The sequence below is a fragment of the Aminobacter carboxidus genome (genome assembly GCF_014863355.1).
Taxonomy (GTDB): Bacteria; Pseudomonadota; Alphaproteobacteria; order Rhizobiales; family Rhizobiaceae; genus Aminobacter; species Aminobacter carboxidus.
The window spans coordinates 316,294-339,604 of sequence record NZ_JACZEP010000006.1 but is presented as its reverse complement, the minus strand read 5'-3'; the positions used below and the strand labels follow the sequence as shown (position 1 = coordinate 339,604).

At 65.0% G+C, this 23,311-nt stretch carries 21 protein-coding genes and 1 pseudogene; 10 read left to right on the top strand and 12 right to left on the bottom strand.

Going from position 1 to position 23,311, the window contains the following annotated elements; translation table 11 throughout:
* The first annotated feature begins 7 nt into the window (after window positions 1-7).
* From IHE39_RS20185 to IHE39_RS20170, 4 genes are read left to right on the top strand one after another with little or no spacing between them, the layout of a single operon-like run.
* Window positions 8-871 carry a branched-chain amino acid ABC transporter permease gene (locus IHE39_RS20185; protein WP_184770165.1) on the top strand — a complete coding sequence of 288 codons (864 nt, stop codon included), beginning with the start codon at window positions 8-10 and terminating at the stop codon, window positions 869-871.
* The gene (locus IHE39_RS20180; protein WP_184770166.1) at window positions 872-1,882 is read left to right on the top strand and encodes a branched-chain amino acid ABC transporter permease; all 1,011 of its coding nucleotides are present in this window, start codon (window positions 872-874) and stop codon (window positions 1,880-1,882) included.
* Window positions 1,879-2,643, top strand: coding sequence for an ABC transporter ATP-binding protein (locus IHE39_RS20175; protein WP_184770167.1), 765 nt, complete (start codon window positions 1,879-1,881; stop codon window positions 2,641-2,643). The genes IHE39_RS20180 and IHE39_RS20175 overlap by 4 nt, the downstream gene beginning before the upstream one ends.
* On the top strand, window positions 2,624-3,340 hold the full coding sequence (locus IHE39_RS20170) for an ABC transporter ATP-binding protein (protein ID WP_192567739.1): 717 nt from the start codon (window positions 2,624-2,626) through the stop codon (window positions 3,338-3,340). Before IHE39_RS20175 ends, IHE39_RS20170 begins: the two co-directional genes overlap by 20 nt.
* Window positions 3,341-3,359: 19 nt before the next feature.
* On the opposite strand, the gene IHE39_RS20165 is transcribed toward IHE39_RS20170, so the two are convergent.
* The 3 genes from IHE39_RS20165 to IHE39_RS20155 are packed head-to-tail and all read right to left on the bottom strand — an operon-like array spanning window position 3,360 to window position 8,636.
* Window positions 3,360-6,446 (bottom strand): efflux RND transporter permease subunit, encoded by a 3,087-nt coding sequence (locus tag IHE39_RS20165; RefSeq protein ID WP_192567738.1) that lies wholly within the window; start codon window positions 6,444-6,446, stop codon window positions 3,360-3,362.
* Window position 6,447: 1 nt separating this feature from the next.
* Entirely contained in the window at window positions 6,448-7,515 is a 1,068-nt protein-coding gene (locus tag IHE39_RS20160) for an efflux RND transporter periplasmic adaptor subunit (RefSeq protein WP_192567737.1), read from the bottom strand.
* Window positions 7,512-8,636 carry an efflux RND transporter periplasmic adaptor subunit gene (locus IHE39_RS20155; protein WP_192567736.1) on the bottom strand — a complete coding sequence of 375 codons (1,125 nt, stop codon included), beginning with the start codon at window positions 8,634-8,636 and terminating at the stop codon, window positions 7,512-7,514. The genes IHE39_RS20160 and IHE39_RS20155 overlap by 4 nt, the downstream gene beginning before the upstream one ends.
* Before the next feature lie 180 nt (window positions 8,637-8,816).
* Here IHE39_RS20155 and IHE39_RS20150 point away from each other — a divergent pair, with 180 nt between their 5' ends.
* From IHE39_RS20150 to IHE39_RS20140, 3 genes and pseudogenes are all read left to right on the top strand, one after another.
* The gene (locus IHE39_RS20150; RefSeq protein WP_192567735.1) at window positions 8,817-9,062 is read left to right on the top strand and encodes a DUF982 domain-containing protein; all 246 of its coding nucleotides are present in this window, start codon (window positions 8,817-8,819) and stop codon (window positions 9,060-9,062) included.
* A gap of 76 nt (window positions 9,063-9,138) precedes the next feature.
* Window positions 9,139-9,556: pseudogene (locus IHE39_RS20145) on the top strand (ATP-binding cassette domain-containing protein); the annotation flags it as partial.
* Window positions 9,553-10,404, top strand: a complete 852-nt coding sequence (locus IHE39_RS20140) for an ABC transporter permease subunit (RefSeq protein WP_192567734.1) — start codon at window positions 9,553-9,555, stop codon at window positions 10,402-10,404. The pseudogene IHE39_RS20145 and the gene IHE39_RS20140, both read left to right, overlap by 4 nt.
* Window positions 10,405-10,431: 27 nt before the next feature.
* Here IHE39_RS20140 and IHE39_RS20135 read toward each other — a convergent pair whose 3' ends face one another.
* The 4 genes from IHE39_RS20135 to IHE39_RS20120 are packed head-to-tail and all read right to left on the bottom strand — an operon-like array spanning window position 10,432 to window position 14,123.
* Window positions 10,432-11,334 (bottom strand): ABC transporter permease, encoded by a 903-nt coding sequence (locus IHE39_RS20135; protein WP_192567733.1) that lies wholly within the window; start codon window positions 11,332-11,334, stop codon window positions 10,432-10,434.
* Between the two features lie 3 nt (window positions 11,335-11,337).
* The gene (locus tag IHE39_RS20130) at window positions 11,338-12,147 is read right to left on the bottom strand and encodes an ABC transporter ATP-binding protein (RefSeq protein ID WP_434781325.1); all 810 of its coding nucleotides are present in this window, start codon (window positions 12,145-12,147) and stop codon (window positions 11,338-11,340) included.
* Window positions 12,132-13,094: an ABC transporter substrate-binding protein gene (locus tag IHE39_RS20125; RefSeq protein WP_246485583.1), complete on the bottom strand. Its 963-nt coding sequence runs from the start codon at window positions 13,092-13,094 to the stop codon at window positions 12,132-12,134. Before IHE39_RS20125 ends, IHE39_RS20130 begins: the two co-directional genes overlap by 16 nt.
* A 30-nt stretch (window positions 13,095-13,124) precedes the next feature.
* A complete protein-coding gene (locus tag IHE39_RS20120; protein ID WP_184770175.1) occupies window positions 13,125-14,123 on the bottom strand; it encodes a dipeptidase in 999 nt (332 codons plus the stop codon).
* A gap of 119 nt (window positions 14,124-14,242) precedes the next feature.
* Between IHE39_RS20120 and IHE39_RS20115 the strand changes: the two genes are divergently transcribed.
* A complete protein-coding gene (locus tag IHE39_RS20115) occupies window positions 14,243-15,175 on the top strand; it encodes a LysR family transcriptional regulator (protein ID WP_192567731.1) in 933 nt (310 codons plus the stop codon).
* A 76-nt stretch (window positions 15,176-15,251) separates the two neighbouring features.
* On the opposite strand, the gene wrbA is transcribed toward IHE39_RS20115, so the two are convergent.
* Both wrbA and IHE39_RS20105 read right to left on the bottom strand, forming a co-directional pair.
* Entirely contained in the window at window positions 15,252-15,896 is a 645-nt protein-coding gene (gene wrbA / locus IHE39_RS20110; RefSeq protein ID WP_192567730.1) for an NAD(P)H:quinone oxidoreductase, read from the bottom strand.
* 86 nt (window positions 15,897-15,982) lie between these two features.
* Window positions 15,983-16,864 carry an EamA family transporter gene (locus IHE39_RS20105; protein ID WP_210327629.1) on the bottom strand — a complete coding sequence of 294 codons (882 nt, stop codon included), beginning with the start codon at window positions 16,862-16,864 and terminating at the stop codon, window positions 15,983-15,985.
* 88 nt (window positions 16,865-16,952) lie between these two features.
* On the opposite strand from IHE39_RS20105, the gene IHE39_RS20100 reads away from it, so the two are divergent.
* On the top strand, window positions 16,953-17,441 hold the full coding sequence (locus IHE39_RS20100) for a MarR family winged helix-turn-helix transcriptional regulator (protein WP_192567728.1): 489 nt from the start codon (window positions 16,953-16,955) through the stop codon (window positions 17,439-17,441).
* A 144-nt stretch (window positions 17,442-17,585) separates the two neighbouring features.
* Here the strand turns inward: IHE39_RS20100 and IHE39_RS20095 are convergent, their stop codons facing one another.
* Together IHE39_RS20095 and IHE39_RS20090 are read right to left on the bottom strand one after the other, a co-directional pair.
* Window positions 17,586-18,752 (bottom strand): cystathionine gamma-synthase, encoded by a 1,167-nt coding sequence (locus tag IHE39_RS20095; RefSeq protein WP_192567727.1) that lies wholly within the window; start codon window positions 18,750-18,752, stop codon window positions 17,586-17,588.
* Window positions 18,749-20,137: a pyridoxal-phosphate dependent enzyme gene (locus IHE39_RS20090; RefSeq protein ID WP_192567769.1), complete on the bottom strand. Its 1,389-nt coding sequence runs from the start codon at window positions 20,135-20,137 to the stop codon at window positions 18,749-18,751. The genes IHE39_RS20095 and IHE39_RS20090 overlap by 4 nt, the downstream gene beginning before the upstream one ends.
* Before the next feature lie 271 nt (window positions 20,138-20,408).
* On the opposite strand from IHE39_RS20090, the gene IHE39_RS20085 reads away from it, so the two are divergent.
* Entirely contained in the window at window positions 20,409-21,332 is a 924-nt protein-coding gene (locus IHE39_RS20085) for a MerR family transcriptional regulator (protein ID WP_192567726.1), read from the top strand.
* A gap of 81 nt (window positions 21,333-21,413) precedes the next feature.
* Here IHE39_RS20085 and ilvD read toward each other — a convergent pair whose 3' ends face one another.
* Window positions 21,414-23,255: a dihydroxy-acid dehydratase gene (gene ilvD, locus IHE39_RS20080; protein ID WP_192567725.1), complete on the bottom strand. Its 1,842-nt coding sequence runs from the start codon at window positions 23,253-23,255 to the stop codon at window positions 21,414-21,416.
* Window positions 23,256-23,311: the final 56 nt, after the last annotated feature.

Genomic DNA, 23,311 nt, shown 5'->3' with positions numbered 1-23,311 from the left:
TCACACGATGCAAACCGTTCTCAGCGTTGGGATCGACGCCCTTGCCTATGGCATGGTGCTGTTCGTCATCTCGATCGGACTTTCAGTGACCATGGGCCTGATGCGCGTGGTCAACCTCGCCCATGGCGCCTTCGCCATGATCGGCGGCTACATCGCGTCTTATGCCACCCAGATGCTCGGCTTCGACTATGGGGTTGCGATCCTTGTCGCCGTGGTCGGCACCATCATCATCGCCATCCCGGTCGAGCGCTTCCTCTACCGCCGCATCTATGGCGCGCCCGAACTCACCCAGGTGCTGATGACGATCGGCATCACCTTCTGCGTCATCGGCATCGCCAACTATGTCTTCGGCCCGACGCTTAAGACCATTCCGCTGCCCGAGACGCTGCGCGGTCCGGTCGATCTCGGCTTCCGCTCGATTGCCGCCCACAAGCTGTTCGCCATCGCCTGCGGTGTCGCCGTTGCCGCAGCGCTCTGGTACCTGATCGAAAGGACCTCGTTCGGCGTCAAGCTGCGCGCCTCTGTCGACAATGCCGCCATGGCCGCCTCGCTCGGTGTGCGCACCAGGATCGTTTATGCGGTCAGCTTCGCGGTCGCCGTCGGCCTCGCTGCGTTTGGTGGCATCGTCGGCGCCGAACTCCTGCCCATCGAGCCCTATTACGCGCTGCGCTACATGGTCACCTTCCTAGTCGTCGTCTCGGTCGGCGGCGCCGGCTCCATCCCCGGCGCGCTGCTTGCCTGCCTGCTGCTCGGCGCCATCGACACCACAGGCCGCTACCTTCTGCCGGAATATGGCGAGTTCTTTTTCTACCTCGCCGTCATCGCCATCGTCTGCGTCTTCCCGCGCGGCCTGCTGGGCAGGAGCAGGTAGATGGCGTCGATCGAAAACATCTCCGCCAGCACGCCGGCGCGGTCGACACGGCCGAACTGGCTGGTGCGCGACCTCGTCGGCCTCGCCGTCATCCTGGTGGTCGCCGCCATCGGCTACTTCCTGTTTCCCAACAATCTGGCGCTGCTGACCCGCATCCTCGGCGTTGCCCTTTTGGTGCTGTCGATCGATCTCGTCACCGGTTTTTGCGGCATAGCCACCCTTGGCCATGCCGCACTCTTCGGCGCCGGCGCCTACGCCTCGGGCATCGCTGCTGTCCATTTCGGCATCACCGATCCGCTTTTGATGGTCGTCGTTGGTGCTGTTGGCGGTGCTGTCGCTGGCGTCGTCTCCGGTGCGGTCATCCTGCGCGGCCATGGGCTGGCGCAGTTGGTGCTGTCCATCGCCGTCGTCCATCTGTTCCACGAAGCCGCCAACAAGGCCTCGGCCTACACCGGCGGCAGCGACGGCCTGTCCGGCATCACGCCCGATCCGGTGTTCGGCATCTTCGCTTTCGATCTCTGGGGCCGCACCGCCTATGGCTTTGCCGTGGCGCTGGTGGTCATCACCTTCATCGTGCTGCGCCTGATCACCCGTTCGCCCTTCGGCATGCTTTGCCGCGGCATCAAGGAAGACCCGATCCGCATCCGCGCCATGGGCGCTTCGGTACAGGGCACGCTGCTCAAGATGTACGTCATCTCGGGTGCGGTGGCGGGCACGGGCGGCGCGCTCAACGCCATCTCGACCCAGGTCGTCGGCCTCGACTCGCTCAGCTTCACGCTGTCGGCCGAAGCACTGGTGATGCTGGTGCTTGGCGGCACCGGCTCGCTCTATGGCGCGCTGATCGGCACCGTCAGCTTCATGTGGTTCGAGGATTTCGTCTCGGCGGCCAATCCGTTCCACTGGCTGACCATCGTCGGCGCCCTGCTGATCGCCGTGGTGCTGTTTGCGCCGCGTGGCCTCTATGGCACGGGGCTTTCGTTCGTCGAGCGCTTCAGGGGAAACGCCAAATGAGCGCGGTCTTCCAGGTCGAAAACCTCAACAAGGCGTTCGGCGGCCTTGCCGTCACGCAAAACATCTCGATCACCATGAACCCCGGCGACCGCGTCGCCCTGATCGGCCCCAACGGCGCTGGCAAGACCACCTTCGTCAATCTGGTCACCGGGCATCTCGAACCCGATTCCGGCAAGGTTGTGCTCGCCGGCAACGACGTCACGGCACTCGGGCCTGTGCCGCGCGTGCGCCAGGGTCTCGTGCGCTCGTTTCAGGTGACGCGCCTGTTCCCCGACATGACGCCGGAAGAGCATCTGGCGCTCGCCGTCATGCAGCGCACCGGGCGCACCGGCGCGATCTTCGGCCACTACCAGGCCAAGGCAGATGTCATGGCCGAGGTCGCCGAACTGCTGCGCACGCTTGGCCTCGACCATATCGCTACCCGCAAGGTCGCCGAGATCGCCTACGGCCAGCAGCGCCTCCTCGAGATCGCGCTGGCCCTGGCGCTCAAGCCCAAGGTGCTGCTGCTCGACGAGCCCGCCGCCGGCGTGCCGCAGAGCGACACCCCGCGCATCGAGGTCGCCCTTGCTGGCCTGCCCGCCGACCTTGCCGTGCTGATGATCGAGCACGACATGGATCTCGTTTTCCGCTTTGCCAAGCGCGTCATCGTGCTCGCCGCAGGTGCTGTCATCTTCGACGGTTCGCCCGGTGACGTCACCAGGGATGCGCGCGTCCGCGAAGCCTATCTCGGAAGCTACGCCAATGACCGCAGCGCCGCTTGAAGTCGCCGACCTGAGCGCCGGCTACGGCCCGACGCGTGTGCTGGAGAATGTGTCGTTCGCAGTGCCGGCCGGTGCGCGGCTTGCCGTGCTCGGCCGCAACGGCATGGGCAAGACGACGCTGCTCGCCACCATCGCCGGACAGACCAAGCGTTATGGCGGCTCGATCCGCCTCGGCGGCACCGACATGAGCAGCCAGGAAAGCTCGGCGCGTGCCCGCAGCGGCCTCGGCTACGTGCCGCAAGCGCGCTGCATCTTTCCCTCGCTCACCGTCGAGGAAAACCTTTTCGTCGGGCTCAAGGGCCGCGACCGCGCGGCCATCGAGGAAGCCTATCAAATGTTTCCGCGGCTCAAGGAGCGGCGCAGGAACCTCGGCTCCCAGCTCTCAGGCGGCGAGCAGCAGATGCTGTCGACGGCCCGCACCATTTTGGGCAAGCCGACCGTGCTGTTGCTCGACGAACCGTTGGAAGGTCTGGCGCCGGTGATCTGCGAAGAGCTGATGGCGGCCTTCTCGCAGCTCGCCTCGGGTGGCGAGATGACTGTGATCCTCGTCGAACAGCGTATCCAGAGCGCGCTCGATTTCGCCGACCGCGCCATCATCCTCGAGCGTGGCCGCATTGCCTGGTCGGGCACGCCGGCGGAACTCGCCGGCCAGCCTGAAGTGGTCGAGCGCCTGCTCGGCGTCGGCGGCCTGCACTGATAGCTTAAGCCGGCAGCCTCTATGCGGCCGGCGGCTCCATCGCTTCGGTCGTGGCGTTGTCGCCTTCATCAGGTTCCTTGAGCCTGAACCAGGTGACATACAGTGCCGGCAAGAACAGCAGGGTGATCGCCGTGCCGGCCAGGATGCCGCCCATCATCGCATAGGCCATCGGCGCCCAGAACACCTCGCGCGCGATCGGGATCAGCGCCAGGCTGGCGGCGGCGGCGGTCAGCGCGATTGGCCGCATGCGGTGTTCCGACGCCTCGATCACCGCGTGCCACCGGTCGGTGCCCGTTGATATCAGCTCCTCGATCTGCACGATCAGGATTACCGAGTTGCGGATCAGGATGCCGACCAGTGCCAGAACGCCCAGGATCGCAACGAAGCCAAGCGGTTGGCCCGTCGGCAGCAATGCCGCCACCACGCCGATCAGGCCGAGCGGTGCGACAGCCACCACCAGAAACAGCCGCTGGAAGCTCTGCAACTGCAGCATCAGCACGGTTGCCATGATGAACAGCATCAGTGGCACTACGGCGATGATAGGTCCCTGGCTGTTGGCGCTTTCCTCGACAGAGCCGCCTGTCACCACCGTGTAGCCGTCGGGCAGCTTGGCAGCGAAGTCGTCGATCGATGGCTTGAGTTCGGCGACCACCGTGTCGGGTAGGGCGTTGCCGACCATGCCCGCCTTGACGGTGATGGTGGGCAGGCGACTGCGGCGCCAGACCGTCGGCTGCTCGATCTCGTAGCGGAAGTCGGCAACCGTCGCGAGTGGGATGGATTCGCCGCCTCCGGTCGGGATTTGCAGGTTGCGCAGCGTTTCGATCGAGCCGCGTTCGGCATCCTGGGCCCGCACCACGACATTGATCAGGTAGGTGGCGTCGCGCACCTGGGTGATCGCCACGCCGCCGACAACGCTGTTCATGGCGCTGGCGATGTCTTCGGAGGTGATGCCGAGCTGTCGCGCCTTGTCCTGCAGCACCTCGACCTTCAGCACGCGCTCCGGCTCGTTCCAGTCGAAGCCTGGCGCCTGCAGCTTGGCGTTGGCCGAAATGACGCCGGCGAGCTGCTGCGACAGCGTCCGCACCGTCTGCACCTCGGGGCCGCTGATGCGGTACTGCACCGGCCGGCCCACCGGCGGGCCGAGTTCCAGCGTCTTGACGTAGGTATCGGTGCCGACAAACTGCTCGCGCAGGATCTTTTCGATCGCCGGCTGCACCCTGTGGCGTGCTTCGAGGTCCTTGGTCACGATCACGGTCTGGCCGAAATAGGGGTTGGCCGGCTGCACGTCATAGGCCAGCACGAAACGCACCGCGCCCTGGCCGATATAGGAACTCCAGTGGTCGATGTCGGCGTTGCCGTTCAGCGCCACTTCCTCGAAGCGCTCGATCTGAGCCCGGGTCTCGGCGATCGAGCTGTTTTGCGGCAGGTTCCAGTCGACGATCAGCTCGGGCCGGTCGGACGGCGGGAAGAATTGCTGCTGCACCAAGGTCAGCCCCACCACCGACAGCACGAAGGCGACGACGGTGGCGACAATGGTGAGCCAGTGCCGGCGCACGGCGAGACGCAGCAGGCGCGAGAAGCCCGATGCAAAGCGGCTTGGGCGCTCGTTATGTTTCTTCATCGTCGCCGGCAGCAGCGTCACGCCCAGCAGCGGCGCAAACAGCACCGCCACGATCCAGGACAGCAGCAGTGACACGGCGATGACCACGAACAGCGTGTAGGTGTACTCACCGGCCTGGCTGGTGTTGAGGCCAATCGGGATGAAGCCGGCGACCGTCACCAGCGTGCCGGTCAGCATCGGAAACGCGGTCGAGGTGTAGACGTAGGTGGCGGCCTTTCTAAGCGAGTCACCCACTTCCAGCCGGGCCACCATCATCTCGACGGCGATCATCGCGTCATCGACAAGCAGGCCGAGTGCGATGATCAGCGCGCCCAGCGAGATGCGCTGCAGCGAAATGCCCATATAGGCCATGACCAGGAAGGTGATCGCCAGAACCAGCGGGATCGACAGCGCCACCACGAAGCCGGCACGCATGCCGAGGCTGATGAAGGAGACAGCGAGCACGATGGCGACCGCCTCGAACAGCGCGCGGGTGAAGCCCGACACCGCGTGCTCGACGATGACAGGCTGGTCGGCGACCTGGTGCACGCCGATGCCGACTGGCAACTCGCCGGTCACCTGCGTCATGAGGGCCTTCAGCGCTTCGCCGAACTCGAGCAGGTTGGCGTTCGGCTTCATGCCGATGGCGAGCCCGATCGCCGGCTCGCCATTGACGCGAAACAAAGATGTCGGCGGGTCGACATAACCACGGCTGATGGTGGCGACGTCGCTCAGCCGGAAGAAGCGGTCGTTGACCCTGAGGTTGATCGCCTTCAGGCTCTCCTCGGAGGCGAACTGGCCGCCGACGCGCACCGCGATGCGCTCCGGTCCAGCCTGGATGACACCCGACGGCGACACCGCGTTCTGTGCCTGCAGGCTGGCGACGACCGCCTGCTGGTTGAGCCCGAGTGCCGCGATCTGGCGCGTCGAGAATTCGAGATAGATGACCTCGTCCTGCGCGCCGATCAGTTCGACCTTGCCGGCGTTGGGGATGGTCAGGATGCGCGTGCGCACCATCTCGATATAGTCGCGCAGCTGGCGCATCGACAGCCCGTCCGACGTAAAGGCATAGATGTTGCCGAACACGTCGCCGAAGCGGTCGTTGAAAAACGGCCCTTGCACCCCTTGCGGGAAGTTCGGCCTGAGGTCGTTGACCATGTTGCGGACCTGCACCCAGGTCGGGACCACGTCGCGCGCCTTGGTGGTGGGCTTGAGATTGACGAAGATGATGGTCTGGCCGGCTGTCGTCACGCTGCGGCTGAAGTCGAGGTTTTCCAGCTCCTCGAGCTTCTTTTCGATCCTGTCGGTCACCTGCCTTGTCGTTTCGTCGACCGAGGCGCCCGGCCAGTTGGCCTGGATCAGCATCGTCTTGATGGTAAAGCTGGGGTCTTCCTCGCGGCCGAGATTGAGATAGGCGAAAACGCCGGCGACGGTGAAGATCAGCATGAAATACCAGACCAGGGAACGATGGTTCAGCGCCCAGTCGGAAAGATTGAAACCCTTCACGCTATGCCCCCTCCGGAATGCGGACCTTCTGGCCTTCTGCGAGGCTGTTGACCCCAGCTGTCACCACCCGTGTTCCGGCCTTCAAGCCGTCCACGGTGACGCTTTCGCTAGCCTTTGCCATCACCTCCACGCCCTGCATGGAGACTGTCGACGCGCTGGGGTCGACCACCCAGACGAAGCTCTTGCCGCCCTTTTCCAGCAATGCCGAAATCGGCAGGTCGATGGTCTCGCTTGCCGACGACACCCTGGTCGCCGTCACCGTCGAGCCCAGGCGGAAGGCTGTCGGCGGCTCGCTCAGCACCAGCCGCACCCGGCGCGTGCGCGTCGCCGCGTCCGCCTGTGGCGCGATCTCGCGGACATGGGCCTTGGCCCGCAGCGAGGGCAGCATCTGCAACGCCACCTCGAATTCGTCGCCGTCGCGGAGACTGATCGCCATCTGGTCGGGAACGTCGACGACTGCCTCGCGGGCGTCCGAGCGCGCCACCGTCACCACCATCTGTCCCGGTGAGACCGTCTGGCCGACCTCAGCGCCGACCGCGGTGACGATGCCGTCGAAGTCGGAGAACAGCCTGGCATAGCCGAGCTGCTCTTCCGATTTGGCCAGTGCGGCGCGCGCCCGTTCCACATTGGCCGCCGCTGAATCCAGTGACTGCTTGGCCGAATCGTAGACCGCCTGAGAGGTGTTTGCTTCGGCCAGCAAGCTACGCTGCCGTTCTTCGCTGGCAGCCGCATTGGCGAATTGCGCTTCGGCGGTCGAGAGATCCGCGCGCGCCGCCTGCGCTGCCAGCTCGAGCGCCAGCGGGTCGATCGCCGCCAGCGTCTCGCCTTTCGCCACCATGTCGCCGACGCCGACGTCGCGCGCCACTAGCCGCCCGAGCAGGCGGAAGGCGAGATCGGCAGAGAATTCGGGCTGGATCGTGCCGGCAAAGCCTTGCGCGGTCTGGCCATGCGGTTCGACGACCGTCGACAGCACCGGCCGGATGACTTCGGGAGGCGGGGCGTCGGCTTCGCTGCAGGCGGCAAGCGCGAGCAGCGACACGAGGGCGAACATGCTTGTCTTCGGTCTCATGGCGCCACCTCCACCACCTGGCCGGGACTGAGCAACTGGCCGCCCTGGGCGACGACCGATTGTCCGACCTCCAGTCCCTTGGCCACGACGACGACGCCCGAGGCGAATGATTGCACCTCGATCGCCGCCAGCGCCACCGCCTTTGTCGCGGGGTCGATGGTCCAGACCGCCGGCTTGCCCGCATCCGACATCAGCGCCTGCCAGGGCAGCACGATTGCCGGCTGAGGCTTCGACACGATCGTGCCTGTTATCGCCGCCCCCAGCGGCATCTCGATCGGCGTGTTAGGCACCATCACCTTGACCCGGATCGAGCCTGATGCCGGATCGACCGCCGGCGACACCTCGCGCACCTGCCCCGGGGCCTTGATGCGCGGGTCCGAAATCAGCGCGATCATCACGTCGGGCGCCACCGGGTTGCGCGCCACCAGCGCCTCGTCGACATTGAAAACGGCGTCGCGGTCGCCGTCCTCGGCGACGGTGAAAACCGTCTGCGCCGCCTGCACCACCTGGCCGACCTCGATCGTCCGCGCCGTCACCACGCCGTCGGCGCTGGCCTTCAGCTCGGTATAGGTCAGCCGGTCCTCGGCGTTGCCCATCTGGCTTTGTGCTGCTTCCACACCGCTTTGGGCGACGCGTTGCGCTTGATCGGCCTGGTCGTAGTCGCGCCGGGTGGTGAAGCCTTGGGCAAGCAGCGTCTTTTGCCGGTCGAATGCGGCAGTGGCCTGCTTGAGCTGCGCCTGCGCGGCGTAGAGGCTGGCTTGAGCCGCCCGCACATCCGACTGCTGCTCCCGCGGGTCGAGCCGGGCCAGAACCTGGCCCTTGGTCACGCGCTGGCCGATGTCGACGCTACGTTCGGCGACCCGGCCACCGACCTGAAACGACAGATTGTTCAGCGTCCGCGCGGCAATGACACCGGTCAGCGACGTCGACGGCGCATAGTCGGACAGCTTCACCTCGACCGAGCGCACGACGATCGGCTGCCGTTCCGCCGCTTCCTGCTTCTGGCAGGCGGTGACGGGCAGCAGCAGGCAAAAAGCGAGGGCGGTGAGGTGTCGTTTGGGAGGGGCGTATGCCGGCATCTTGCCCGGCATGCCTGCGGTGATTGGGTTCGTGGATCGCATGTGCACCCCCAAATCGCTTCGCCAACAAGCTACGATGCCCCAGGCGATCCGGCAACGCCTTGCGACCCCCACTGGCGCCGGAACGTAACGGGGCGAAGAAGCGGCGTGTGCTACGCCGCAGCCAGGGAACCCGAGTTGCTTCGGAGCGTTGTTGGACGCAATCAACCTCGGAGGATCGCCATGGATCGCATGCTCTTCGATAGCCCCGTCCAGATCCGCATCGGGGCGGAAAGCACCCAGCGCGAGGTGGCGACCGTCAAGGGTGCTTATGAAGCGCTGGTCGACTGGCCGCATGCCAAGCGCAGCGGCCCGCTTTACCGCGAGGCGGTCGAAACGGTCTCCGCAGCCTTGGCCGGCACCCGCACGCGCGAGGCGGCCAAGCGCGCCTTCATCGCCGCCGCTGACGAGATCGGCATCAGGGTCTGATCTCCGAGGCTGTCTGACCGATGGCTGCCGTTCGGCAGGGCAGCGTAGCGCCATCGCCAACGCATTGCGCAAGCGTGTCCGGCTCGAAGGCCTCGGCGACAAGCCTGTGTGGGAGATGTCGGGCGGCATGCGCCAGCGCGTCGGCCTTGGCCCGCGCGCTCGCCGCCGAACCCGACTTCCTTTTGATGGACGAACCGCTCGGCGCGCTCGATGCGCTGACCCGCGAGCGCATGCAGACGCTGCTGCTCGACATCTGGGCGCCGGGCAATCTTGGCGTCTTGATGGTCACCCACGGCATCGAGGAAGCGCTGCTGCTCGGCACCCGTGTCGTCGTCATGGCGCCCGACCCCGGCCGCATTGCCCAAAGCATCGAGGCCGGCTTCAGCCGGCGTTATGCCGCCGGCGAGCCCGTTCGCTCGATCAAGGCCGATCCGGCCTTCGTCGAGGCGCGAGCCGAACTTGCCGACGCGATCTTTGAGGGAGAGCCGGCATGACCCTTCTCCAGGTCGAACGTGGCCGGCGCCAGCTTGCCGAAATCGAGCGATCGACGGCACCATGGCCGCGCCGCGAAATGCCCCGCCACGAACTGTCGTCGCGCACGATCAGCGTCATCACGATCCTGGTTGCGCTGCTCGCCTGGACCCTCGTCACCAGGCTCGGGCTGGTCGCGCCCCTGTTCCTGCCGCCGCCGCAGGACGTGCTCGCCAAGTTCTGGAAGGTCGCCAGCCAGGGCTTCGTCGATGCGACGCTTCTCCAGCACCTGCTGGCCTCGCTCGGCCGTGTCTTTGCAGCACTGCTGGCAGCAACGCTGGTCGGCATCCCGGTCGGCCTTGCCATCGGGGCCAGCCGCATCGGCCGCGGCATCATCGATTCGGTGCTCGAGTTCCTGCGGCTGATCCCGCCGCTCGCTTATTTGCCGCTCATCATCATCATCTGGTTCGGCATTGGTGAAGAGGCCAAGGTGCTGGTCATCGCGATTGCCATGGTGGCGCCGATTGCGCTGTCGACGGCCTCCGGCGTGCGTGGCGTCCAGCAGGATCGCCTCAGTGCTGCCCGGGCGTCGCGCCGGCAAGCCATCCGCTTCGTCGTCCTGCCCAGTGCCTTGCCGTCGATCCTCACCGGCCTGCGCATCGCGCTCGGCGCCGGCTGGACCACGCTTGTCGCCGCCGAACTGGTGGCTGCGACGCGCGGCCTCGGCTTCATGATCCAGTCGGCGGCGCAATTCCTCGTCACCGACGTCGTCGTCATGGCCATATTGGTCATCGCCGCCGTCGCCTTCGTGCTCGAATTCGGCCTGCGCCGGCTGGAGTTCCGGCTGGTGCCCTGGGCCGGCCGCGACTAGCGGTCGGCCCAGGCTGCGGCTCAGCGCTTATGCCCGCATGGTTTCGCGCATGGCGCTGCGTCCGCGCAGCATGGGAAGGCCCAACGTCACCAGCACGAAGCCGGCTGTCACGACCTTGAGGTCGCTTGGCTGTAGCCCGAGCGACAGCGCCAATGACACGAGCTGATAATAGACCACTGCACCGACAACAGGTGCCAGCAATTGCCGGGTCACGGTCTGCCGTCCGGTAATCGTTTCGCCGATGACCAGCGAGGCGAGGCCGTTGATCAGGATGCCTGTGCCCATGCCGACATCGGCATAGCCCTGCAATTGCACGATGAGCGCGCCGCCAAGCGCGGTCAGGCCAGAGGCAACACCCAATCCGACGATCGTGTATGTCCAGATGCTGATGCCGAGCGATGGCGCCAGCTCCGGATTGATCCCGATGACGCGCAGCGCCGCTCCCGCTTGCGTGGCCAGGTACCAGCGCAATGCGACCAGGGCCACGACGATCAGCACGGCGAATGTCGCGACCTGCAGCCGAACGTCGGTGAGGATGGCCGGGTTGATCTGGGTGAAGATGTTGTCGGTGTTGAACAAGGCGATGTTCGAACGGCCGAGAATGCGCATGTTCACGCTGTAGAGCGCGGTGAAGACCAGGATGCCGGCCAACAGCGAATTGATGCGAAAACGTAGATGCACCAGCGCGGTTGCCGCGCCGGCTCCGACGCCGGCGAGCATCGCGACCACGGTTGCCAACAGCGGCGGATATCCCGCCAGCAAAAGTGTCGCGCAGACGCAGCCGCCAAGCGGAAATGCACCTTCGCTGGTCAGATCAGGAAAGCTCAGCAAGCGGAACGGGATCATGATGCCGAGCACCAGGAACGAATAGATGAGGCTTTGTGACAGCGTCACCGGCACGAGATTGAGATAGGCGTGGATCACGTCCATTGGTCAGGTTCCGAGCAACATGCGGTCGTTTTCGATTCTGAACTTCTCGACGAGATCGGCAGGCGTGAGTCTTGCCTTCTCGCTGCCGCCGATATCGTCGCGGATGCGACCGGCATCCATCATGACCAGCCGGTTGCCGGTCTCGATCGCCTGGCGCATGTTGTGGGTGACCATCAGCGTGGTCAGCGACTGCTCGGCGACGATCCGCAAGGTCGTCGCCATGATCAGGTCGGCGGTGCGCGGATCCAATGCTGCCGTATGCTCGTCGAGCAACAGCAGGGAGGGTCGCGACAACGACGCCATGATCAGGGACAAGGCCTGGCGCTGCCCGCCGGAGAGCTGGGCTACCGGCGTCGACAGCCGGTCTTCCATGCCGAGTGACAGGCCGGCGAGCCGCTCTCTGTAGCGGTCGCGCTTGGCACCGTCGAGATGGCGCCCAAAGCCCCTGCGTTGCCCGCGCTGTTCGGCCAAGGCCAGGTTTTCCTCGATTGTCATCGCCGCCGCGGTACCGATCATCGGGTCCTGGAACACCCGCGCGATCATGCCCGCCCGACGATGCTGTGCGAGGCGTGTAATATCCTGGTAGTCCAGCGAGATCGAGCCGCCATCCGGCTCGATTGCACCCGCGATGGTGTTGAGCAGCGTCGATTTGCCGGCGCCGTTCGAGCCGATGATCACGACGAAGTCGCCGCGATTGAGCGCCAGATCCACCCCGTTCAATGCCGGTCGCGCGCCGGCAAGGCCGGCATTGAAGGTTTTGCGCAAGTCCGCGCAGACGAGCAGGGGCATGCCCACTGTCACTTGAGCAGCCATGGGCTGTCCTTGAGCGCTTCCGGAACCGTCAGGCCGACGGCTGCGAGGCCCTTGGGGCTGATATAGGCGTCGAAGTCTTCGCCCTTGGGAACATAGGGCGCGATGTCGGCCGGCTTCTCGCCCTTGAGGATCCGGTCGGCGATATCGGCTGCATGCTCGCCGTTCTTGCGGTAGGAGATGGCGTGGAAACCGGCGAGCTGGTCTTTGAGGTCGGGGGCGTAGACCGAGTTGAACAGCGGCAGCTTGATGCGCTGCGCCACCTGGGCGACGACCGGCACCGAGGTCTGCACCACGTTGGACTGGATGAGGAAGATAGCGTCGACCTGTCCGGCGAAGGTCTGGACACGCTGGGGCAGGTCGTTGGGATTGTCGACCGGCACGCCGACGATTTCGATCCCGGCCTTTGCGGCCGCCTGGTGGATCAACTCCATGTTGGAGGTGTCGTTGTCTTCGCCCGGATTGAACAGGGTCCCGACCTTCTTGACCCCGGGCAAGACCTTCTTGAGGTAGTCCAAGGAAGCATCGAAATCAGGTAGCATGGACGCGCCGGTGCTCCAGGCCGAGCCGTGCTGCCAATCCGGCACGATGCCCGCCACGACCGGGTCGACGACCGCGCCGAACACGACCGGGATCGACTTGTCGGTAATGCCGCGCACCGCTGCCTGGTTGAGGCCGGTGGTGATGGCGAGGATCAGCGCCGGATGCTTGGCTTCCACCTGCTGCAGAATTTGCGGAACGAGGCTGCGGTCGAAATTGGCGTGCTGGAAGCCGTAGGTGACGTCCTTGCCTTCGACGTAGCCCAGTTCGCCCATCCGGGCCTTGAAGCCTTCGGCGACCTGGTTGAGCGCCGGGTGCTCGCCGAAGCTGGCGATTTCGACCAGTTTCGGGTCAGCCCGGGCTGCGCCATTCGCGGCGGTGAGCAAGGCTGCAGCGAGCAGCCACTTCATCAATTTCACGACACGCTCCTAAGGTTTGGATTACACGATGGAGGGACGCCAGTTCTGTTCGGCGACCCGCAGGAAATTCTCGCCCAGCACGCCAAGTATGGCCGTCTCCGAATAGCCATGGCGTTCCAGCGCTTCGACCAGCTCGGGCAGGACTTCGGGTTTGACATCGGCCCAGGGCGGACGCGGATAGCCGCGCAACGCCATCATCGGACCGGAGTCGTAGAGCTTGGTCATGAAGGGCTGGTAGAAAACGGTGTCGAGGCCGAGGCCGACATGTTCGGGCCCGACGAGCTGGGCGACGTAATCGATATGGCGCATCAGCGCGGGAACATCCGAACGGTTGTCATCGGTCAGGAAGGCGCCGATGGAGTTGATGCCGACCACGCCGCCGCGCCGGGCGAGCGCCTTGATCTGGACGTCGTCGATGTTGCGCTCGTGGTTCTTCAGCGCGCGCACGCTCGAATGCGAGAACACCACCGGCTTTTCCGACAGCTCGATGATGTCGAGCGACGTGTTGATGCCGGCATGGCTTGCGTCGAGCATCATGCCGACGCGGTTGGCCTCTGTCACGAAGGCACGGCCCAGCATCGAAAGCCCGGCATCCGAGGGCTCGTGGCAGCCGTCGCCAAGCGGGTTGCGGGTGTTGTAGGCCACGATCATCCAGCGGATTCCAAGCCGGTACCAGCTGTCGATCATCGCGGGCTCGTGAGCGGCTGGGCCGGCACCTTGCAGATGCAGGCCGATCGCCATCTTGCCCGACTGCTTGGCCGCACGGATGTCGGCCACGGTTTCGATGAGCTGGTAATCATGGGCGCGCTGTTCGAACCAGCGCCTTTGTTGGGAGAGATGCCGGAACGTCGGCTCCGGTCGGTCCCAGTCGGCGCCGATTGTGAGCGACAGGAAGGAGAACCCCGCGTCGCGATAGCGGACCAGCATGTCAGGTCCTTCATCGAGGCATTCGGGGGTCCAGCCCACGGCACTTTCCCAGACGACAGCCTTGGCGATGAGGTTGTTGGCTGAAACAGTCACGTCGTCTGCACCCGTTGAGCTATGAAGTCCAAGCGGTGAGCTAATCGGCAATCGCGTCGTTGCGCTATTGGCGGGAATGGGTTTGATTGTTTCATACTTGAACCAATCAAGGCCCCGCCATGCCGACAACGCCCGATCCATTCGACCTGATGATCTTTGCGCGCGTTGCGGAAACGGGAAGCTTCAGTGCCGCGGCCGAACGGCTTGGTCTGCCGAAGTCAACGGTGTCCCGGCGGATCACAGTCCTCGAAGCCCAGCTGGGGGAACGCCTGCTCCAGCGCAGCACGCGGCGCAATTTCCTGACCGAGATGGGCCAGCGTATTCTCATCCCCGCCGAACAGATCATCCATGAGGTGGATGCCGTGATGGCGGTTGCCGAACACCGGCAGGTGACCCCTTCGGGACGGCTGCGTGTCTCCGTGCCCGGCGACCTTGCCGCCATCTCGCTCGCCCCGATGCTGGCAGAATTCACCAAGGCATATAGCGAAATCCAGCTCGAACTGGATCTGTCGCCTCGTTATGTCGACGTCATCGCCGACGGTTTCGATCTCGCCATACGGATCGGTGGCGAAGCGCAGGACCTCAGGTTGACCACCCGCCATCTGGTCGACCTCGGCATAGGCCTCTATGCCTCGCCGCAATACCGGGATCGCGCCGGCCAGCCCGAGGGGCCCGAGGCCCTCGCGCAACATGATGTTCTGGTACTGCTCGCCGACGGTGTTCCGGTCAATTGGGTTCTGAACAAGGACGCCCAGTCGGTTCCTGTGGACATGTCGGGACGACGGGTCTGCGCGAATTCTTACGAACTGCTGTTCCGCATGGCGCGTTCGGGCGCCGGCATAACGGCGATGCCCGATCTTTTCGCGCGACCTTATCTGGCGAGCGGCGAACTCGTCCGCATCCTGCCGGCATGGAGTCTTGCCCCGGCCATGGTGCGTGCCGTCTTTCCGAGCAGGCAACTGATGCCGCGGAAGACGCGGGTCTTCCTCGATGCGCTTTTGGGCCATCTCAAGCCGCGTCCGCTGAGGGCGCCGCAGCCACTGTCGGCTTAGTCGGAGATCGCCGGCTTTGCCGGCAGCGTTGCAAGAAGCTCGGCGATCGTTGCCCTGGTCGAGGAGTTGGCCAAACCTATGCCGCCAATTCTTGGGGTTGGCGAGACGCCTCCATGCGCCTCTCGGCCAGCGGTCCGGCAATCTCGGCGATGTAGCGGCCCTGATGGCGGGCGCCGGCGAGTTCGTTGGCGCTGGGCGCCCGCGAACTGCCGTCGGCGTTGATGGCAAGCGTCGTTGCGCCATAGGGCGAGCCACCTGTAATCTCGTCCATGCGCGTCTGGCCCCGGAAGGTATAGGGCAGGCCCACGGTGACCATGCCGAGATGCATCAAGGTGGCATGCATCGACAGGATCGTGTGCTCCTGGCCGCCATGCTGGCTCTCGCTCGAGGTGAACACGCTCGCCACCTTGCCGACCAGCGCATTCTGCGTCCAAAGCCCGCCGAGCTGATCGATGAAGTTCTTCATCTGCGAAGCCATGTTGCCGAAGCGCGTCGGCGTGCCGAAGACGATGGCGTCGTAGTCGGCAAGTTCCCGGGGCGTGGCGACAGGTGTGTCGTCCCGGGCGATACCGGCCTTGCGCATCGTTGTTTCGTCCATCAGTTCGGGTACGCGCCTCAGCGTGACGGTGGCGCCGGCCTCACGTGCGCCGTCGGCGATAGCCTCGGCCATAGCGCCGATATGGCCGTAAGCGGAATAATAGAGGACCAGGATCTTGGGCATGGGAATCTCCTTCTGCCGGCGGCGGCCGGAAGTGATGCACGGTTCAGTTGTGGGATGGGAGCGCCGCCCACAGGCGGCGCGATTGTTCAGGCGGTGGCGAGCTTGGCCGGTGCCGGTTTGGCCTGCTGGGCGCGCTGGCTGAGCCACACGCTGCCGAGCACGACCACCATGCCGAAGATCTGGGCCGCGCTGAGCGACTGGCCGAGCACCGACCAGCCAAGGATCACGGCGGTCATCGGGCTGAGGAAGCCGAGCGGCGACACCACCGACGGTTCCAGTCGGGCGATACCACGGAACCACAATATGTAGGTCAGTGCCGCGCCGATCAGGCCGAGCCAGGCAAGACCGAGCAGGTTGGCGGTCGAAAGCGCCGGCAGGGACGGTTCCTGCAGCAGCGCAACCGGAAGCAGCAGCAAACCACCTGATGTCAGCTGCCATGCGGTGAATGTCAGCGGCGAAACGGGCGGCTGCCAGCGCCGGCTCAGTACGGTGCCTGCGGCCATCGACACGGCACCGGCGAGACCTGCGGCGATGCCGATCGGGTCGAGTGCGGCATTCGGCGTCAGGATCAGCAAGGCGACGCCGGCCATGCCGGCAATGGCCGCGACGATCGACAGCGGGCGGATCGGGGCGCCGAGCAGGCCACGGGCGAGCAGGATGACGATCAGCGGCTGGATCGCGCCGACCGTCGCTGCCACGCCGCCCGGCAGGCGATAGGCGGCGACGAATAGCAGCCACCAGAAGATCGAGAAGTTCAGCGCGCCGAGCACCAGGACGCGAGCCCACCAGATGCCTTGCGGCAGCTGGCGGACGAGCAGCAGGAGCAGCAGGCCGGCGGGCAGCGCCCTGAGCATGGCGACCGTCAGCGGGTAGCCGGCGGGCAGGAACTCAGTCGTCACGATATAGGTGCTGCCCCAGATCGCGGGGGCGATTGCCGTCAGCAGCAGGTCGGTGTTGCGCGTCGTCATGGCTGCATCTCTCTTTACATCGAGTATCTTGACTTCAAGATAATCCATATTCTCTTGACGTCAAGAGAAATAATCGGAATGGTGAGCCATGGATCAGGTTGACGACATTCTTGCCCAGTGGAACCGCGAACGGCCCGACCTCGACGTCGCGCCGATGGGGCTTATCGGCCGCGCCAACAGGGTGTCGCAGCATCTCGGCCGCGAGATGGATAAGACCTTCGCCGCGCACGGGCTGAATTTCGCCAGCTTTGACGTGCTGGCGACGCTGCGCCGATCGGGGCCGCCTTACGCGCTGTCCCCCGGCGATCTCTCGGCAACGATGATGATCACCTCGGGCACCATGACCAACCGTGTCGACCAGCTCGAAAAGGCCGGCCTTGTCGAACGCCGGCTCAACCCCGACGACCGCCGCAGCTTCATCGTCTCGCTGACCGACAAGGGCTTCGCCACCATCGACGCCGCCGTCACCGACCATGTCGCGACGCAGACGCGGATCGTCTCGATGCTGACCAAGCAGGAGCGGGCGGCGCTCGACGCGCTGCTCAGCAAGTTTTTGGTCGGGTTCGAGAGCGTGTGAGGCAGGGGCACCAGCCGCAGCGCTGCCCCTCATGCGCCTGCCGGGACCTTCTCCCGTAAGCATGGGGGGAAGGGGGCTAGCCGCGACTTCCCGCGCTACCACCCCGCGCAAGCAGCGCCAATCTTCAGCCGCGAAAAGGCCGAACTATCGCGCCAGCGCCTGCTCCAGATCGGCGATCAGATCATCCCCGTCCTCGATGCCCGCCGATAGCCTGACGAGCGAATCCGAGATGCCGATCTCGGCGCGCTTTTCCGCCGGGATCGAGCCATGCGTCATCAGCGCCGGGTGTTCGATCAGGCTTTCGACGCCGCCCAGGCTCTCGGCCAGCGTGAACAGCTGCGTGCGTTCGAGGAAGCGCTTGGTGCCGGCGAGATCGCGGTCGAGGTCGACCGATATCATGCCGCCGAAATGATACATCTGCGCCTTGGCGATGGCGTGCTGCGGGTGGCTTTCGAGACCGGGATAGATCACCCGACGCACATCCTTGCGCGCTTCCAGCCAGCGCGCGATCTTCGCCCCGTTCTGCGAATGACGCTCCATCCTGAGCGCCAGTGTCTTGATGCCGCGCAGGGCCAAAAAGCTGTCGAACGGCCCGGAGATCGCGCCGATGGCATTCTGCAGGAATTTCAGCTGGTCGCGCAGATCCTTGTTGTCGCCGACCACCACGCAGCCGCCGACCATGTCGGAATGGCCGTTGAGATACTTCGTCGTCGAATGCACGACGATGTCGATCCCTAGCTCCAGCGGCCGCTGCAGATAGGGACTGCAAAAGGTGTTGTCGGCGACCGACAGCACGCCCTTGCGTTTGGCCAAAGCGGCGACGCCTTCGAGATCGACGACACGCAGCAGCGGGTTGGTCGGCGTTTCGACCCACAGCATCTTGGTCTCCGGCCGTATCGCGGCTTCCACCGCGGCGAGATCGGTGAAGTCGACGAACGTCACCTGAAGCCCGGCCGAGCGCTTGCGCACGCGTTCCAGCAACCGAAACGTGCCGCCATAGATGTCGTCGGTGGCAACGATGTGCGCGCCCGTATCGAGCAACTCGAACACCGTGGCGATGGCCGCGAGCCCCGAGGCAAAGGCGAAGCCGGCACTGCCGCTTTCGAGGTCGGCGATGGCGCGCTCGAAGGCAAAGCGCGTCGGGTTCTGGCTGCGCGCGTACTCAAAACCCTTGTGCACGCCCGGGCTCTGCTGGCCATAGGTCGAAGTGGCGTAGATCGGCACCATCACCGCACCCGTCGTCGGGTCGTGGCTCTGGCCGCCGTGGATGGTGCGCGTCGAAAATGCCAGCCGGTTCTTCTGCGTCGTCATTTTGTCCGCCTGAGATGGTTGATGAGGTCGACCCGAGTGATCAGCCCGACAAATTCCTCGCCGTCGAAGATGATCGCCACTTCGTTGCGGTCGAAGATCGGCAAAAGCGCATCGAGTGTCTGGTTCGCCTGCAGCGTGTGCAGGTCCTTTGCCATGGCGGTCGAGACGGGTGCGTTGAAGCGGTTCCAGCGGCTGTCATAGGGTCCTTCGACAACAGCCAGTATGTCGCTCTCGTCGACGATACCGACGAGCTTGCCGTCTTCGAGCACCGGCAGCTGCGACACGTCCCCACGCCGCATCCGGCCATAGGCCGTCAGCAGGCTGTCGCCGGGCCCGACAAACACCGTGCCGCCCTCGCGATGCGAGCGCGCTACCAGGTCGCTGAGATCGCCATGATGTTCGCGCTCGTCCAGCCCCTGTTCGGCGAGCCAGAAGTCGTCGAACACCTTGGATAGATATTTGTTGCCGCTGTCGCAGACGAACGTCACCACGCGCTTTGGCGTCTTCTGCTCGCGGCAGTAGCGCAGGGCCGCCGACAGCAGCGTGCCCGACGACGAGCCGGCCAGGATGCCTTCCTTGGCAAGCAGGTCGCGCACCGCCAGCATGCTTGCCTTGTCGTTGACCGTGTAGGCGCGTCTGACCAGCGACAGGTCGCAGTTCGGCGGCACGAAGTCCTCGCCGATGCCTTCGACGGTCCAGCTGCCTGCCTCTTCCATCTTGCCGGTCTTGACCAGCGGCGCCAGCACCGAGCCCAGCGGATCGGCCAGCACCATCTCGGTCTTGGGCGACACTTTGGCGAAGTAGCGCCCGAGCCCGGTCAGCGTGCCGCCGGAGCCGACGCCCACCACCACCGCGTCGACGTCGCCGTCGAGCTGCTCCCAGATCTCCGGTCCGGTCGTCTTCTCATGCGCCTCAGGGTTGGCCGGGTTGGCGAACTGGTTCACGTAGAACGAACCAGGGGTCTCGGCGGCGATCTTCTCGGCCATGTCCTGGTAATATTCGGCGTGGCCCTTGCCGACGTCGGAGCGTGTCAGCCTGACCTCGGCGCCAAGCGCGCGCAGGTGCTGGATCTTCTCCCGGCTCATCTTGTCGGGCACCACGAGGATGATGCGGTAGCCCTTGGGGATGCCGACCTGGGCCAGCCCAAGACCGGTATTGCCGGCGGTCGCCTCGACGATGGTGCCGCCACGCTTGAGCTTGCCCTCGCGCTCGGCCGCCGCGATCATCGACAGCGCGATGCGGTCCTTGATCGAGCCGCCGGGGTTCTGGCTTTCCAGCTTGATGAACAGCCGGCATAGGCCGGTGTCGAAGCGCGTCAGCTCGACGACGGGCGTTTCGCCGATCAAATCGAGCACGGACCTGAAGGGCGGGTTCAAGCGGCGCATGGCGGCATCTCCCTTGGCAGGCAGGTTCATTGGAATATCCCATGTCGGGCGGGCGGACACCAGCCGCCCGGAAGCTTCATGCGGCCGTTCGGCCATCCTGGCCGCATTTACCGGCGCCACCCCAAGTGAACAAAGGCAGGGCTTTTCGTTTAGTGCGAAAGCTTGAGAAGGAAATTCTCACGCGCCACCTTTAGTTCCGTTTGCAGGCAATACATTTCTCTTTGTGGGCGTTGTTGACTCTCCACTTGGTGGAGCACCTAGAAGGGCTGTCATGGACGACAGGATCTACACCATCGGCGAGCTTTCGAGGCTGAGCGGCATCACCGTTCGCAAGCTGCGTTTCTATTCCGACAAGGGGCTTTTGCCCCCGACGGTGAGGGCGGAGAGCGGCTACCGCATGTATTCGGCAGCCGACCTCGAACGACTCGGACTTATCCTCGCCCTGCGCGATGCCGGCGTGAGCCTCTCCGAGATCGGCAAGATCCTGTCGAACCGCCTCGCCATATCGGCAGTGCTGGAGCTCAGGCTCAAGGCGCTCGAGGCGGAAATCAAATCCAAGCGCCGTGTCGCGGCCGCCCTCAGGGCGGCCATCCGGGTTCCCGACCCGACAACAGAAGACCTCAGGAGAATATGGACCGTGACAAAACTATCGCAGAGCGAATTCCGCGCCGCTATCGAGCGCTTCTTCGAAGATGTGGCCTCCGACGCGAACGTTTCGCCGGAATGGAAGAAGCAGATGATCGACGCTTCGACACCGGATTTGCCTGACGATCCCACACCCGAGCAGGTCGACGCCTGGACCGAGATCATGGCCTTGGTTTCGGACAAGGAATACGCCGCCGAGCTACGCAAGAGCATGTCGTCGATGTGGGACGGTGAGTTCGATCCCGCCGCCTATGCCGAGGCGTCCAACGCGACCTTCGCACGCGTCCGGGAGGCAATAGACAAGGGCGAGAAGCCGGAGTCCGAAACCGGCAAGGCGATCGCCCGCGATTGGCTGGCAAGCTCGGCCAGGGCGATGAACCGGACGCCCGACAGGGCGTTCCTGGAGTGGCACGACAGCCAATACCGCAAGTACCACTCGCGTTCCGCGCGCTACTATGAGCTGCTCCGCATTGTCAGAGGCGACCGCCAGCCCGACACGATCAGCGAGGAATGGAGCTGGATCAACGCCGCGATGGCTGGGGCGCTGTGACCAGCCCATCCTGGTTTGTGGAAGACGCCAAACGAAAAAGGGCCCGCGATGCGGGCCCTTTTGCTTTCGTCCGTCGCAAGCCTACTCGAAATCGCCGAGGTCGCGTACCGCGCCACGGTCGGCCGAGGTTGCGAAAGCGGCATAGGCCTTCAGCGCCTTGGTCACCTTGCGCTTGCGCACTTCGACCGGCTTCCAGCCCTTTGCGTCCTGTTCGGCGCGGCGGGCGGCGAGCGTCGCTTCGTCGACGCGCAGGCTGATCGTGCGGTTGGGGATGTCGATGTCGATGATGTCGCCCTCGCGCACCAGCCCGATCGTGCCGCCATTCGCCGCCTCAGGCGAGACGTGGCCGATCGACAGGCCCGATGTACCACCCGAGAAGCGGCCGTCTGTCAGAAGCGCGCAGGCTTTGCCCAGGCCCTTCGACTTGAGGTAGCTGGTCGGATAGAGCATTTCCTGCATGCCGGGGCCGCCCTTCGGGCCCTCGTAGCGGATCACCACCACGTCGCCGGCCACAACCTCATTGGCAAGGATCGCCTTGACCGAGGCGTCCTGGCTTTCGAACACGCGCGCCGGGCCAGAGAATTTCAGGATCGACTCGTCGACGCCGGCGGTCTTCACCACGCAGCCGTCGCGCGCGATGTTGCCCTTCAATATGGCGAGGCCGCCGTCCTTGGAGAAGGCATGTTCGGCCGAGCGGATGACGCCCTTTTCGCGGTCGAGGTCGAGATCGTCCCATCGCCGGTCCTGGCTGAAGGCTGTCTGCGTCGGCACGCCGCCGGGGGCGGCGAGGTAGAAGTCGCGCACGGCCTGGCTCTTGGTCCGCGAGGTGTCCCAATGATCGATGGCTTCCCCGATCGTCGCCGTATGCACGGTCGGCAGGTCGCGGTTGAGCAGGCCGGCCTTGTCGAGCTGGCCGAGGATGGCAAAAATGCCGCCGGCGCGATGGACGTCTTCCATGTGCACATCGGCCTTGGCCGGCGCCACCTTGCACAGCACCGGCACCTTACGCGACAGCGCGTCGATATCGTCCTGGTCGAAGTCGATCTCGCCTTCATGCGCCGTAGCCAGGATGTGCAGCACCGTGTTGGTCGACCCACCCATGGCGATGTCGAGCGCCATGGCGTTTTCGAACGCGCCCTTGGAAGCGATGTTGCGCGGCAGAACGCTTTCGTCGTCCTGCTCGTAATAACGCTGGGCGAGGTCGACGATCAGGTGACCGGCTTCGACGAACAGCCGCTTGCGGTCGGCATGCGTTGCCAGCGTCGAGCCGTTGCCGGGCAGCGACAGGCCGAGCGCTTCGGTCAGGCAGTTCATCGAATTGGCGGTGAACATGCCCGAGCACGAGCCGCAGGTCGGGCAGGCCGAACGCTCGATGATCTTGACGTCCTCGTCCGAAACCTTGTCGTCGGCGGCGGCAACCATGGCGTCGACCAGGTCGAGCGCGACGTTCTTGCCGCCGAGCACCACCTTGCCGGCTTCCATCGGGCCGCCCGAAACGAACACCGCAGGGATGTTGAGGCGCATCGCGGCCATCAGCATGCCGGGCGTGATCTTGTCGCAATTGGAGATGCAGACCATGGCGTCGGCACAATGCGCATTGACCATGTATTCGACGCTGTCGGCGATGATCTCGCGGCTCGGCAGCGAATAGAGCATGCCGTCGTGGCCCATGGCGATGCCGTCGTCGACGGCGATGGTGTTGAATTCCTTGGCCACGCCGCCGGCAGCCTCGATCTCGCGGGCGACCAGCTGACCGAGGTCCTTCAGGTGCACGTGACCGGGCACGAACTGGGTGAAGGAGTTTACGACAGCAATGATCGGCTTGCCGAAATCGGTGTCTTTCATGCCGGTGGCGCGCCAAAGGCCACGGGCACCCGCCATGTTGCGGCCGTGGGTGGTGGTGCGCGAACGATAAGCAGGCATGGGGGCTCTCTCATACAATAGATGGCTAACAGTGGGATTGAGCCACTATCGCCCTT

Bases quoted from the DNA above. Each gene is read 5' to 3' on its own strand.
- ilvD (WP_192567725.1), bottom strand. From the start codon at position 23,255: ATGCCTGCTTATCGTTCGCGCACCACCACCCACGGCCGCAACATGGCG.
- IHE39_RS20185 (WP_184770165.1), top strand. From the start codon at position 8: ATGCAAACCGTTCTCAGCGTTGGGATCGACGCCCTTGCCTATGGCATG.
- IHE39_RS20125 (WP_246485583.1), bottom strand. From the start codon at position 13,094: ATGAAGTGGCTGCTCGCTGCAGCCTTGCTCACCGCCGCGAATGGCGCA.
- IHE39_RS20095 (WP_192567727.1), bottom strand. From the start codon at position 18,752: ATGACGACGCAGAAGAACCGGCTGGCATTTTCGACGCGCACCATCCAC.
- IHE39_RS20150 (WP_192567735.1), top strand. From the start codon at position 8,817: ATGGATCGCATGCTCTTCGATAGCCCCGTCCAGATCCGCATCGGGGCG.
- IHE39_RS20100 (WP_192567728.1), top strand. From the start codon at position 16,953: ATGGATCAGGTTGACGACATTCTTGCCCAGTGGAACCGCGAACGGCCC.
- wrbA (WP_192567730.1), bottom strand. From the start codon at position 15,896: ATGCCCAAGATCCTGGTCCTCTATTATTCCGCTTACGGCCATATCGGC.
- IHE39_RS20140 (WP_192567734.1), top strand. From the start codon at position 9,553: ATGACCCTTCTCCAGGTCGAACGTGGCCGGCGCCAGCTTGCCGAAATC.
- IHE39_RS20085 (WP_192567726.1), top strand. From the start codon at position 20,409: ATGGACGACAGGATCTACACCATCGGCGAGCTTTCGAGGCTGAGCGGC.
- IHE39_RS20180 (WP_184770166.1), top strand. From the start codon at position 872: ATGGCGTCGATCGAAAACATCTCCGCCAGCACGCCGGCGCGGTCGACA.
- IHE39_RS20105 (WP_210327629.1), bottom strand. From the start codon at position 16,864: ATGACGACGCGCAACACCGACCTGCTGCTGACGGCAATCGCCCCCGCG.
- IHE39_RS20130 (WP_434781325.1), bottom strand. From the start codon at position 12,147: ATGGCTGCTCAAGTGACAGTGGGCATGCCCCTGCTCGTCTGCGCGGAC.
- IHE39_RS20155 (WP_192567736.1), bottom strand. From the start codon at position 8,636: ATGCGATCCACGAACCCAATCACCGCAGGCATGCCGGGCAAGATGCCG.
- IHE39_RS20160 (WP_192567737.1), bottom strand. From the start codon at position 7,515: ATGAGACCGAAGACAAGCATGTTCGCCCTCGTGTCGCTGCTCGCGCTT.
- IHE39_RS20135 (WP_192567733.1), bottom strand. From the start codon at position 11,334: ATGGACGTGATCCACGCCTATCTCAATCTCGTGCCGGTGACGCTGTCA.
- IHE39_RS20170 (WP_192567739.1), top strand. From the start codon at position 2,624: ATGACCGCAGCGCCGCTTGAAGTCGCCGACCTGAGCGCCGGCTACGGC.
- IHE39_RS20175 (WP_184770167.1), top strand. From the start codon at position 1,879: ATGAGCGCGGTCTTCCAGGTCGAAAACCTCAACAAGGCGTTCGGCGGC.
- IHE39_RS20090 (WP_192567769.1), bottom strand. From the start codon at position 20,137: ATGCGCCGCTTGAACCCGCCCTTCAGGTCCGTGCTCGATTTGATCGGC.
- IHE39_RS20115 (WP_192567731.1), top strand. From the start codon at position 14,243: ATGCCGACAACGCCCGATCCATTCGACCTGATGATCTTTGCGCGCGTT.